The organism is Sphingobacterium psychroaquaticum (genome assembly GCF_004421025.1).
GTDB lineage: Bacteria > Bacteroidota > Bacteroidia > Sphingobacteriales > Sphingobacteriaceae > Sphingobacterium > Sphingobacterium psychroaquaticum.
In genome coordinates this window covers 3,138,923-3,151,410 of the sequence record NZ_CP038029.1, presented here as the reverse complement: position 1 = coordinate 3,151,410, position 12,488 = coordinate 3,138,923, and the positions used below count along the sequence as shown (strand labels likewise).

The following is a 12,488-nucleotide window of genomic DNA, read 5'->3' as shown; positions in this document are numbered from 1 at the left end:
AATGAAACGATTACTAAACGATTTTATATACAGTATGATGCTCTTCGGTACATTGATGTGTACGGTAGGATGTCAAAAGAATGAATTTATGCCGGCCCCGGAAGGGGAACAAGTACCGCATCAGGAAGAGGCGACCAAGAAGGTCGGAGAGCTGCTTGCGGGTGAAGCCAGTGCCAGTATCTTTCGGAAGGCGTGGGACAAAAGCCGAGTCAAGGATAGCCTGAGCCGGATGGGCGCGAATACCACCTATACGTTGTTTGTTCCGAACGACGCAGCTTGGACAAAAATTGGGATTACGGCCGCTAAGATTGATGCGATGGCGACAGCCGATGTGGATAGCTTAATGATGTTTTATACGATTCTGGGGACGTTGCGGAAGGATCAGTTACGCCCGGAAAGTATGCCGATGCGTTCGATGTTAGTGAATCCAGAGCTGCGCGTTCCATTTTATGATGAACCCAATGTCTGGGGGCAGCGTCACGACAAGTATCGCTATAAGCATTACCTCGCATTAAATGCGGCAGGGAATCTCTTGGTGAACGGGAAGTCGATGGGGAAACTTAACCACCAGTTAGCGACGAATGGCGCGGTGATCTTTATGGAAAATAACATCGAGAAACCAACAAAAACGGCGCTTCAAGTGATGGAAGCGGATGGTCGGTTTACCATTTTCCTGGAAATGCAGCGCCAGATGGATGACATTTTTGTGGAGACGATGGTCCGGGAAATGTCGTACTGGTATGGGTATGAGGTAGCACCGGAAGAGTATTGGATGTACTATCCATCTGTCCGTTACGCCTACCGTCAATTTTGGGAAATAACAATAGCGTCAGACCCCAACTATGCAGACCCCAACATCACCATTACCACCTTATTTGCGCCGACCGATGATGCGTTCAAAAAAGCAGGCTTAACCAGCATCGATGACGTAATGGCGCTGAATGCAGAACGGAATGATGTACGTTTTGATGAGAATATGTTTCAGCCGGCGGGTCATTTTGTGATGGATACTATTGTGGATGCACACCGGAATTGGGCTCGATTTTATGCCCCGCAAGACCCTGGTTATGGTATGGCGAGGGGGAATCAAACGGTCTTCTTTAGTAATGACTTGGCCGCGCCGTTTATCCACGACTATTTTGTGAATATCGGGGGAACGGCCCAGATACGTTACGCCTATAAGATGCCTTTTGCATTTAGCACGAATAATGGAACATTGGGGCTCCATTTTAAAGAGTCGGGACAGCCCTCGGCACATATTGTGGAGTCGGATATATTAACGTTGAATGGTCCCATTCATGTGGTGGATAATCTCTTACTACCGAAAGGTTTTAAACTTAAATAGGATATGGCAATCGCTTTAAAATATAGTAAACGATTAAGCAGCTTTTTTCTGGTTCTTCTCCTCGGTGCAAGTTGCGAGAAAGATGTACAACAGATGAGTGATTTCGATAACAATAAGTTGAATCTGGTTATCGCTGATAACTTTAACTTATCTAGTTTTTCCGCTGCGCTGCGGAAGAGTGGAATGGATAAGGTGCTCAACGCTGGGGAAGGTCCCTTCACGGTATTGGCTCCTTCGGATGCCGCTTTTATTACGGCTGGGTATGCGGGGCCAACGGCCGTATTGAGTGCGAGCAATACCGTGGTATCCCGTATCGCCAATTACCATACGCTGGATGGTAAGTACGAGTTGAACAAGCTTCCTTTTGCCTTTAATCAGGAGCTCCGCTCACGGGGCGGTAAAATGTTCGCTACACATTGGGTGAAAGGGCAAGATACCGTATTGACATTGAATGGTGCTCGGATATTGTCCACCAATCTTCCGGCATCCAATGGCTTGGTGCAGGTGCTGGATCGGGTATTGACCCCGTACGTGCACGATGTGTTGGTGGATGCCTTGGCGGCCGATGCGAGCATTACCTTGTTTACGCAGGCGCTGCGTACTTCAGGCATGCTGGAACAGCTGCGACAGACAGGGCCTTACACCGTGTTTGCACCTGTTAATACGGCCATGCAGTCGATCGGTTATGCATCGGTGGAACAGATTGAAAAGACCGATCCAAAAGTATTATTGGATCTGGTTTCCTATCACATTGTGCGTGACCGCCGCTTTGTATACGATTATGTATTGAGTGCTGGTCCATCGAATACCGCGCAGCAGGGGATGATGAATGGGAATAGTGTGACTGTCCGTTTGGTGCCGAATCCAAGCTCGCCCGGGGCATTCTCGGGAATCAGCTTGCGGGGAATCGGTAATACCACAGATGTCCTCTTGACAAAACAGGATATGCTCACAGGAAATGGAATTTTACATGTAATCAATGGCACGTTGCGACTCACGCAGTAGGCTGGCGATTACCTTAAAAAAAAGGAATGAAAATGAAGAGAGTAAGAGAAGTTAGAAGTGTTAGAGAGACGAGTGGAGTGAGAAGTATAAGAATTGCTAAAGGGGTAACCATGGTCTGGGCATTCCTGTTGTTCGTCCTCTTATTTTTATGGGGAACAGGTGTGATGGCACAAGAGACCAGCGGCGCTTTGACCGGACGTGTGGTCAACAGCAAAGGAGAGCCTTTAGTCGGCGCATCTCTTGTTGCGGTACATACGCCTTCGGGTACGCGATACGCTTTGTCGACCGATGGCGATGGGCGATATACCTTAAATAATCTTCGTATTGGTGGTCCCTACCAGGTGGTTGTTACGATGGTGGGTATGGAAGCCGCGGAGCGGAATGATATCCAGGTGAGACTGGGGGCGGCACAGCAGCTGGATCTGGTGCTGAGTGGTGTTGCTCAGGCTTTGGAAGGGGTGGCTGTCACCTCCCGTGTCGCACGCCAACGGGCTGATGATTATGGTGCAGGCAAGAATATTAGTGGGGAACAGGTGCGTTCGATGCCGACGGTGAACAGATCGATTACGGATGTCACACGCCTGACACCACAAGGGAGTCGCGACAACAGCTTTGGTGGTACAAATTTCAGGTACAACAATGTGACGATAGATGGTGCGATCAATAACGATGCGATAGGGTTTAGTCCGTCGCTCGGTGGACAGACAGGTACCTCAGGGATGGCTGGAAGCAGCACGCGTACCAATCCGATATCGATTGACGCGATTCAAGATATGCAGGTCTACCTGGCGCCGTATGATGTCAAGATTGGTAATTTTACGGGGGGATCGGTCAATGCAGTAACCCGTAGTGGAACCAATAAAATTGAAGGCTCGGTATATGGTTATGGCCGAAATGCAGCCTTGACCGGTAAGGATCGCGTGGGGTCGCTGGGAAAAATGAATAGCGATTTCTACGATTATCAAGGTGGTTTCCGAATTGGTTTTCCGATTATAAAAAACAAATTATTCTTCTTTAGCAATGAAGAGATCACGCGTCGTCAAGACCCTACGCAACTTGCGGTGGGTACGATCGAGACCGCATCTATTCTTAGTGCGTCGGATGCGCAACTTATAGCGCAACAAGCCAAAGATCGGTATGGGGATATTTTTGATGTCGGTACAGCGGGTACTTATACCAACTGGTCGAAATCAATTAAGTTTTTCAATCGGGTGGATTGGAATATCAACGATCGCCATCAGTTAGCGGTGCGTAATAATACGATTCGCAGTAAGGCGACACATATGGATCGCGACCAGCAAGATTTTCGTTTCAGTAGCATGGCGTTTCAGCAAACGAATAACCAGAGTAGCACGGTCGCGGAGCTAAAGAGCCGTTTTCGGAATAACTTGTCCGGAAATGCGGTGCTGGGATTTACGGTGGTCAATGATCGCCGGGATCCGTTAAGTGACCCGACCTTGCCGCAGGTGCAGATACAAGGACGTACACCGGGCACCACGATTTATCTGGGCACAGACCGGGAGGCGAGTATCTTTAATATGCAACAGCGTACCTGGGAGCTGACGGCAAACTTAAATTGGAATTTGGGACGCCATAAGTTGTTGTTCGGAACGCATAATGAGTTGTACGGCATTCGGTACGGTTTTGTAAATGCCTGGAATGGCCGCGTGGATTACAATAGTATAGAGGATTTTGTTTCCAACAACCCGTATCGGGTGCGCGGTAGTTATAACTACAGCAATAATTCGCGCAATTACCTGTTGGATAATCCGGCCGCAGATTTTAATGTGAATATGTATAGCTTGTACGTGCAGGATGAGATCCGCGTGAGCGATCGTTTTCGAGTGACGCCGGGCTTACGAGCGGATTTTGCACAGCTACCAACGATGCCTACGCTTAGTGAAAAGGTGAAAACTATGGCCGCTGATCCGTACTTCGGAACCACCTACAGCTATACACCTATTGCACGCATTAAAAATGATTTCTTGAATAAGGTGCAACTATCGCCACGGGTGGGCTTCCGTTGGGAGCTGTTGGATGATCGTAATTTGGTGGTGCGCGGTGGTGCTGGTTTATTTACCGGGCGGATTCCTTTTGCTTGGCTAGCCTATGCCTACTACAATACAGGGGATTCTTTTGGTGGATTCGATCAACGTGCGGATCAAAAACCGTTTGTTCCGGGAAGTGATGCTATTAAACCGAGTCCAAATGGGTTGGCTGATTTTATTGCACAAAATGGGGCCGATGTAAGCAATCCCAATAGTGGTAAAACACAGGTAGATCTCGTGGATAATGGCTTTACATTGCCACAGGTATTGCGGGGTAGTTTGGGGGGAGATTATGAAACCGCGGACAAGTGGAAATTTACAGTAGAAGCGATGTATACCAAGAACATCAGCGATGTTCTTTTCCAACAACTCAACAACCAGGATAATCCGCTGTGGTATGGGTACGATAAAGCACATCGCCAACCGTTTTATAGCGGCACAGTGGACAATCGTTTCTCCAATGTTTACCTGTTGAGTAATACGAATCAAGGGTATCGATACAGCTTAACGGGAACAGCGAGCAAACAGATCGGTGGTTTCCATGGTACGGCAAGCTATACCTATGGCGAATCCAAGGATCTGAGTAATGGGGTGCGTAACTCCATGGAGAGTAACTGGCAGTTGAATCAATCCTTGATTCCTAATAATCCGACCTTGGCGAACAGTAATTTTGATATTAGACACCGTATTGTAAGTAGTTTTAACTACAGCCATACGTGGCGGGATGCGGGGCGTACACAGGTGACCTTGTTCTTCAGTGCGCAATCCGGCTCTCCTTTTACCTATGGTTTGGTGAATGGAAACATTCAGGGATTGCCCCAGCAGGTGAGCTTGGTTTATATTCCGGAATCGATGGAAGCGGTTCGTTATTTCAAAGACATTGCGGGCGGACAAACGGCACAACAGCAAGCAGATGCTTTCAACAAGTTTATTGATGGAAATGAATACCTGAGTAGTCGTCGTGGTGACTTTACGGAACGAAATAAAGGACGTACGCCATGGAATGTACAGGCGGATGTGCGTATTGCGCACGATTTATATATCGGTAAATCAAAGGGACAGTTTATTACGTTTTCGGCGGATATTATGAATGTTACGAATCTGTTGTATAAAAAATGGGGTGTACAATATTTTTCACCCAATACATTTAATTCAACAAGCAGTGTGGGGCTTACGCCAACGCTGTTCGGACCGCAGCAGAATGCGGATAGCTGGCCGGTGTTTACATTCAGGGATCCAGGATCACCTTATAGTATAGACTATTTTAATAGTCGTGCACAGGTGCAATTTGGAGTTCGATATACTTTTTAACAAACTATTTATGGAAAGATATAATCATTTTTTGCTCTTGTTTCTAGCGCTCGTGATAGGAACGGTAAGTTGTGAGAAAAAGGAAGATGTACCACCTCAGGTGGAATTAAAGGTGACGAGCTATTATCCGAATTCGGGTAAGGCAGGAACGTTGGTCACCATTGAAGGGGAAGGATTTGGGACGTCGATTGGCGATTATCAGGCGACAATTGGGGGGAAGTCAGCGGAAGTAATCAGTGCAACAGCGACGGCACTCGTGTTGCGTATGCCGGTGGGCGCTGCATCCGGAAATTTGGACGTGAAATACCGGGATAAAGTATTGCCTATCGGAACGTACACCTATCAAGATCTGAGCGTGGTTCGGGTGTTTCCGACCAATGGGCCGGCCGGCTCTCAGATTCGCATCGGCGGGGCTGGTTTTGGAAGTGTTGAAAGCCCGGCTGCGGTGTATATCAATAATAAGAAAGCCTTGGTGGTTAGCTTAACGGATACGTTGATTGTAGCGGAGGTGCCGAATGAAGCGGGAACAGGTGCCGTGATGGTCAAGGTTGATGGCAAGGAAGCAAAAGGGCAAAATTTTATCTATCAGGCGATTCATAGCATTAAACCGTTAACCGGGGGGAAGGGAACGAATGTGGTGATCACCGGGGAAGGATTTGAGGCCCTGGCTACGAATAATAAGGTGGAGTTCAACGGTCAGATGGCAACGATTGTAGAAGCAACACCGGAGCGCTTGGTGGTGCGTGCCCCGGAAGGGGTAACGACGGGTGCTTTATCGGTGAGTATCAATGAGCAGAAAACAACGGGCCCGACCTTCACGGTCGTTGATAAACCGGTTATACAGACAGTAACGCCGCTTAGCGGACCCAAAGGAACGGAGATGGTGATTACGGGGTCGTTGTTTAGCAAGTTGTTGGATGAGAATAGTGTATACATCAACAATGTATTGGTTCCATTGGCGGAGGCAACAGAAAATCAATTGAAGCTTATCGTTCCTGGGGGAACCGGTTCTGGTGCGATTCGCGTTGTGGTGAATGATCAAGCAAGTACGGGACCGCTGTTTAAAGATCAAACGCTAGGGATCTCCTCGGTAAGCCCGGATAACGGCCTTACGGGAACAGCGGTGACCATCAAAGGAACAGGTTTTAGCGCGGTAGCGCTGGAAAATAAAGTGTATTTCAACGGTGTGTTGGCTGCTGTGAAAACAGCAACGGAGACCTCCTTGGTGCTGGATGCACCAGCAGGATTGACTACCGGTGATATTAAGATCGTGGTGGGTGGCCAAGAGGCGGTATCGCCCAAACCTTTCCGGAGAGCCGGGATCATGACCTTGATCGGTGGCCCATCGAGCAATGCATTGAGTAATAATTTAGGTAGTATAGCTGTCGATCAGCAAGGAAACGTTTACGTGACAGATGCTGCAGAAAAGGTGGTGAAAAAGATAACACCGTCGGGTGACCTATCAATTTTAAAGGTTAATGGTCAAGATGCGACCTTTGGTATGCCGTCCGGTATTGTGATCGATAAGCAGAATAATATTTATATAGGTGATCAGACGGCGAACCAGATCATCAAAATTACAGCTGGCGGACAACGGTCGGTTTACGCGAGTGGTTTCTCTCCGGGTAAATTAACGATCGATAATGCGGGTGTCCTTTATGTGAATGTAGCGGGATTTTCTGCGGGCATGAATCGGGTGAATAATACAGGGAACTATTCGAAGATTAATGGACCGAGCTGGGTAAGTGCACGACCGGCAGTGGATGCGTCAGGTGCTATATATTGGGCGGATCAAAACTCGAATAGTGGCAATGGTGTTGCTCGTCGTGATGTCAGTGGCACGCAGAATATCAACTGGGTGGGGTACTCCGAAGGCGGGTATCAAGATGGTATTGGATCGAATGCTTACTTCAACGGCATAAATGGTATAGTAATTTATCAAGGTACGAAGATGTATGTGGCAGATACCTATAACAGTGCGGTTCGGGAAGTGGATATGGCTACACGTCGGGTGACGACCATCTTCAAAGGAGCTGGTTTTGGTTTTGTTGATGGTTCGTTGCAAGTAGCGAAATTTGCGGCGATCAGCGATATTGCGGTGGATAATGAGGGGAATATATATTTGTTGGATCCCAACAATAAGGCGATCCGCAAGCTTTTCTTTTAGCGATTTAGTCTAGTTTATATTGTGAACCGGCCCAATCTTTAGAATGGGTCGGTTTTTTTCTTTAAACTTAGTACTTTTGTAGCGCTACATCAACATCAAAACCAGGTAGTGCCAATAGCATGATAGAATCCGTAATCGCATATTTTGAAACCATTGATCCCATATTAGCGGCGTTATATGCCACGTTGTTTACCTGGTTGGTAACCGCGCTGGGGGCTGCATTTGTCTTCTTTTTTAAGGAGATGAACAAAAATGTGCTGGATGGTATGCTGGGTTTTACGGGCGGGGTGATGGTCGCAGCGAGTGTGTGGAGTTTATTGATTCCGGCTATTGATATGAGTGAGGGGGAAGGGTTCGTGCAAGTGGTTCCCGCAGTGCTTGGATTTATAATGGGAGCAGGCTTTCTGTTTTCGATTGATAAGATTTTACCACATTTACATGTTAACTTCCAAAAGGTAGAAGGGGTGAAGACACCGTGGCAGAAGACGACGTTAATGATTCTAGCCATTACGTTGCATAATATTCCGGAAGGACTAGCCGTGGGCGTACTTTTTGGGGGTGTGGCTGCAGGTATTCCAGAAGCAACTATTGGAGGAGCGGTTGTATTGGCTATCGGTATTGGTCTACAAAATTTTCCGGAAGGTATTGCTGTTGCCATGCCGTTACGTCGTATGGGACTGAGTCGCCGGAAGAGCTTTTTCTATGGACAAGCTTCCGCTATTGTAGAACCCATCGCTGGGGTCGTGGGGGCGTTAGCGGTTACGACGTTTACGCCGATACTGCCGTACGCCTTGGCGTTTGCTGCGGGCGCTATGATTTTTGTAGTGGTCGAGGAGGTCATCCCGGAAGCACAGCAAAACAAAAGCTCTGATATCGCCACGCTGGGTTTTATCGGCGGGTTTATCATTATGATGACGCTTGACGTAGCGCTGGGATAGTTTCATGGTCCTCATCCCGCTGTATCTGTTTCCAGCAGCAGGTTACGCAATACGCTTGCCCAGAATGGTTAAGCCGCGTTCAATGCCACCCAGATTGGCAATATTGGGCATCTGTGCCCATGTCTCAAAACCGTATTTTGCAAAGAGCTTCAAACTAATTTCATTATGGGTAAAGATGAACGCTAAAATTGTTTTCACGCCAAAAGAAGGTGCCTTTGCTAAGGCATACTCCAAGGCCTTTTTACCCACGCCTTGCCCCCGGGTAGATTCATCCAGGTAGATGCTGATCTCTACCGTGGCATCGTAAGCCGGCCGCCCATAGAAGGACTGAAAGCTGACCCAACCTATGATTTTTCCTGTCGTATCCTCGATTACCCAAAGGGGTCTTTTTTTGGGAGAATGTTCTTGAAACCAAGGAATGCGGCTTTCAACGGTTACAGGTTCGGTATCTGCGGTCACCAAGCGCGATGGAACTGTCGAGTTGTAAATCGAAACAACGATCGGTAAATCATCGCGTGTAGCATCTCTAAAAATCAGGTTATTGCTGGTGTTGGTGCCCGGTATTTCCATTTCTTTCTTGCTGTTGGGATAATATATGGAGACGAATTTAGAAAGAAAAAATTAATTCTACTGAAAATCTATCGCAGACATATCGTAAATTAGTGTCAAGCTAAATCGGCTTATTGCTATATTGTTTACTATCTAAAAACGAAAAATAATGCGTACAATTTCTGTAAAAGCTTTTGGTACAGATGCACCGGCTTCCGCACTGCATCAAATGCAAATTGATCGTCGTGAGACAACCGACAATGATGTAGAGATTGATATCCTATATTGTGGTGTTTGTCACTCTGACTTGCATACAGCCCGCAACGAATGGCGTGGCACCGTGTATCCGAATGTTCCGGGACATGAAATCGTGGGACGTGTGACGAAAGTGGGGCCTAACGTTTCAAAATTTAAAGTAGGAGACTTGGCTGCTGTGGGGTGTATGGTGGATAGCTGCCGGGAATGTGAACAGTGTAAAAAGGGAAGTGAGCAGTATTGCGAAAAAGGTAATATTCAAACCTATAATGGTGCGGATAAACACTTGAATAAACAGACGTTTGGCGGTTATTCTGAACGTATTGTTGTGGATCAGGATTTCGTGCTACGGGTGCCCGCAAATTTGGATTTGGCGGCCGCAGCACCTTTGTTGTGTGCCGGTGTGACGACTTGGTCGCCCTTGAAACACTGGCAGGTGGGACCCGGCCAAAAGGTAGGGATTGTTGGTATCGGAGGTTTGGGACATATGGGGGTTAAGCTTGCCAAAGCAATGGGCGCGCATGTGGTCGTGATTACCACATCACAATCAAAGGTGGAGGATGCAAAACGCTTAGGCGCTGATGAAGTAATCTTATCGACCGATGAGGCGCAGATGAAAGCGCATGCCAATACACTCCATTTTGTGTTAGACTGTGTGTCGGCGCAGCATGATGTGAATGCATATCTGAAACTGTTGAAAGTAGATGGTACATTGGCTTTGGTCGGTGCGCCGGAACATCCGCTGCCAATCGCACCATTTAGCTTGATTCCTGCACGTAAGAACTTCGCCGGATCGACCATCGGAAGTATCCAAGAAACACAAGAAATGTTGGACTTCTGTGGTGAACATAACATCACCTCGGATATCGAATTGATTAACATGCAAGATATCAATGAAGCGTATGAACGCCTATTAAAAGGAGAGGTGAAGTATCGCTTTGTGATTGATATGCAAAGCTTAAAAGGGTAGCAATCTTATTTACGACGTAAAGACTGGGGTTGCCCCGTTTTATTAGAAGTAAAGGGTGCCTGTAAGGGCACCCTTTATCGTTCTGAAAAATCCTGTATCCCTCTTTTAGGCTAAAGAGGAAGAGCGTGTTACACAATTTCTGCTGAACGCGTCACTTTTACCGATGCCGCTTCTATTATATCTTCGGGTAGTCCAATGTTGCGGGCAACTTCGACGGCATATGAACTTCCTGGCTGACCGATAGCCAATTGGTAACAAGGCTTCATCTGCTGCACATCGTACAGCATCGCACCATTGATAACGCCTGCTGTTCTGTCGGCATAATGCTTCAAGTTTTGGAAGTGTGTGGTAATAATACCAAAGCATCCACGTTCGTTAAACCGCTCTAGCAGTGTTTCCGCAATGGCTCCCCCAATTTGCGGTTCTGTACCGCCACCAAATTCATCAATTAAAATCAATGTCTTATTGTGGCATTCCTGCAAGAATACCTTCATATTGGAAAGATGGGACGTGTAGGTACTTAAGCTATTTTCCATACTTTGTCCATCACCGATATCCATGAGGATATGCGCAAATATACCCGCCTCTGATCCTGCCTCAACAGGGATCAATAAACCACATTGCAACATGTATTGCAGCAAGGCTACTGTTTTTAGGCAGAGTGACTTGCCTCCTGCATTTGCGCCTGATATCAATAAGATCCGCGCCTGTTGCTCTAGTGTGATGTCCAGTGGATACGCCCTTTTATTTTCCTGTAAAAGCGCTATATGCAGGAGCGGATGGACCGCCTTGGACCATCGTATCTGAGGGGTGTCCACCAGTACAGGCTTGATAGCATTGATCCGAATGCAAAAAGCTGCTTTTGCACGAATGAAATCGATCGTGCCCAAGAAGTTATATCCATCCAACATCTCTTGTATCGCGGGGCGAACCAGGTTGGTAAAGACCGTCAATATGCGAATAATCTCTTGACGTTCTGCACGTTCCAGTTCTTTTAACTTATTGCTGGCCTCTGCGACTGCTTCCGGCTCAATATAAACGGTTTTTCCACTACCAGACCCATCATGTACTATACCTTTGATCTTTCTTTTATGTGTGGCATTGACTGGGATCAACTGAATCCCAAAGCGTACACTGGGCTGCATGTCCTTACTGATCAATCCGTCTGCCTTCGCCTGGCGCATAGCGGCCTCCATATGACGTGAAATAGCCTTGGTAGCTTCGATCTTGCCACGTCGAATCTGCGCCAACGCGCTGGAAGCATTGTCCTTGATTTTAAAAGATTTATCGAGGATATTGTTTGCTTGTTCAATTACGGCTGGAAAGGTTTTTATCCGCTCTGCGGCCTGCAATAAAGCGGGATACTTGGGACGACCTGCGCCTACCTTGGCACGTTGGAAGAAACCGACGATGTCGGATAAGGTCTGTAGCGAGTTCATTAAACCAGCTGTATCTTCCTCGGAAAACCAAAGCGTAAAATCGTGCTCGACCTGACGCAAAGTATCGCGCATGTCCAGGTAAAAATCGATCGGAAAAGTTTCCTTGTTGTTTAGTATACGGGTAAATTCCTCGGTTTCCAAGAGCCACTGTTCGATCGTGGACCAGTCGGTAGAGAAAGACATCGCTTGTACACACGCGGTACCAAGCGTACTCAGGCATTTTTCAATAATGTAATGACGAATCGTATCGATGCCGATTCGCTGTTCGAAATTATTCGGGTAAATCATGATCTCAAATCATAATACGGGATCTTGTTGATCCACATAAATCCACTAGTAACCCGTCACCAAAAAAGGGTCAACTAGATTAATTAATTAAATAAAAAAGGATTGAGATTTTCCATACCACGACAATCTACTGAATTTGATGCGGGCTGTTGTTTATATTTACAGGTGCCCAT

The 12,488-nt window shown here is 47.0% G+C and carries 8 protein-coding genes; 6 read left to right on the top strand and 2 right to left on the bottom strand.

All coding sequences use genetic code 11. The annotated features are described in order from the left end of the window. Position 1 precedes the first annotated feature (1 nt). The 5 genes from E2P86_RS13125 to E2P86_RS13105 all read left to right on the top strand — a co-directional run bounded on the left by E2P86_RS13125 (position 2) and on the right by E2P86_RS13105 (position 8,814). A complete protein-coding gene (locus tag E2P86_RS13125; RefSeq protein ID WP_134433466.1) occupies positions 2-1,345 on the top strand; it encodes a fasciclin domain-containing protein in 1,344 nt (447 codons plus the stop codon). A 3-nt stretch (positions 1,346-1,348) separates the two neighbouring features. Further along, the gene (locus E2P86_RS13120; protein WP_134433465.1) at positions 1,349-2,350 is read left to right on the top strand and encodes a fasciclin domain-containing protein; all 1,002 of its coding nucleotides are present in this window, start codon (positions 1,349-1,351) and stop codon (positions 2,348-2,350) included. A 32-nt stretch (positions 2,351-2,382) separates the two neighbouring features. Next, entirely contained in the window at positions 2,383-5,709 is a 3,327-nt protein-coding gene (locus E2P86_RS13115) for a TonB-dependent receptor (RefSeq protein ID WP_240775508.1), read from the top strand. A gap of 10 nt (positions 5,710-5,719) precedes the next feature. Then, a complete protein-coding gene (locus E2P86_RS13110) occupies positions 5,720-7,876 on the top strand; it encodes an IPT/TIG domain-containing protein (RefSeq protein WP_134433464.1) in 2,157 nt (718 codons plus the stop codon). A gap of 119 nt (positions 7,877-7,995) precedes the next feature. After that, a complete protein-coding gene (locus E2P86_RS13105; protein ID WP_134433463.1) occupies positions 7,996-8,814 on the top strand; it encodes a ZIP family metal transporter in 819 nt (272 codons plus the stop codon). 42 nt (positions 8,815-8,856) lie between these two features. Here E2P86_RS13105 and E2P86_RS13100 read toward each other — a convergent pair whose 3' ends face one another. Continuing rightward, positions 8,857-9,384, bottom strand: a complete 528-nt coding sequence (locus tag E2P86_RS13100; protein WP_134433462.1) for a GNAT family N-acetyltransferase — start codon at positions 9,382-9,384, stop codon at positions 8,857-8,859. A gap of 148 nt (positions 9,385-9,532) precedes the next feature. Here E2P86_RS13100 and E2P86_RS13095 point away from each other — a divergent pair, with 148 nt between their 5' ends. Then, positions 9,533-10,588 carry an NAD(P)-dependent alcohol dehydrogenase gene (locus E2P86_RS13095; RefSeq protein ID WP_134433461.1) on the top strand — a complete coding sequence of 352 codons (1,056 nt, stop codon included), beginning with the start codon at positions 9,533-9,535 and terminating at the stop codon, positions 10,586-10,588. A gap of 128 nt (positions 10,589-10,716) precedes the next feature. Here the strand turns inward: E2P86_RS13095 and E2P86_RS13090 are convergent, their stop codons facing one another. Then, positions 10,717-12,315, bottom strand: coding sequence for an endonuclease MutS2 (locus tag E2P86_RS13090; RefSeq protein WP_134433460.1), 1,599 nt, complete (start codon positions 12,313-12,315; stop codon positions 10,717-10,719). Positions 12,316-12,488 lie beyond the last annotated feature (173 nt).